General features: G+C 60.5%; 1 pseudogene. It reads right to left on the reverse strand.

From position 1 onward, the window contains the following. A pseudogene (locus tag JJE66_RS37750) lies at positions 1-339 on the reverse strand (hypothetical protein); the annotation flags it as partial.

Consider the following 339-nt stretch of genomic DNA (forward strand, 5'->3'; position numbering starts at 1 on the left):
CGTGGTGCTGCTTCCGGTGACGAGACCCGTGAGATTATTGACGTAGTTGCCGCTGCTGTCGACGCTCCAGATGGTGTACTGGTCCGTCCCCGGGGTTTTCCAGGCAATGTCATAACCCGTCGAGGTCTGCTCCGCTCCAATCGGCGCCCAGGGCGGAAACTGATCGGTGACGACGGCCGCGCCATCGTGCATCAACTCCGGTCCCGAGCCGGAATGATAGAGAAAGTAATTGTTGCCGACCTGCGTCAGGCTGGTGACGCCGGCGGACTCGATGACCGTGGTGCTACCGCCATTGGGGATGCCGATCACACTGTCGCCGTTGAGATCCTGATGGAAAAC

The sequence above is a fragment of the Bradyrhizobium diazoefficiens genome, assembly GCF_016612535.1.
Taxonomy (GTDB): Bacteria; Pseudomonadota; Alphaproteobacteria; order Rhizobiales; family Xanthobacteraceae; genus Bradyrhizobium; species Bradyrhizobium diazoefficiens_C.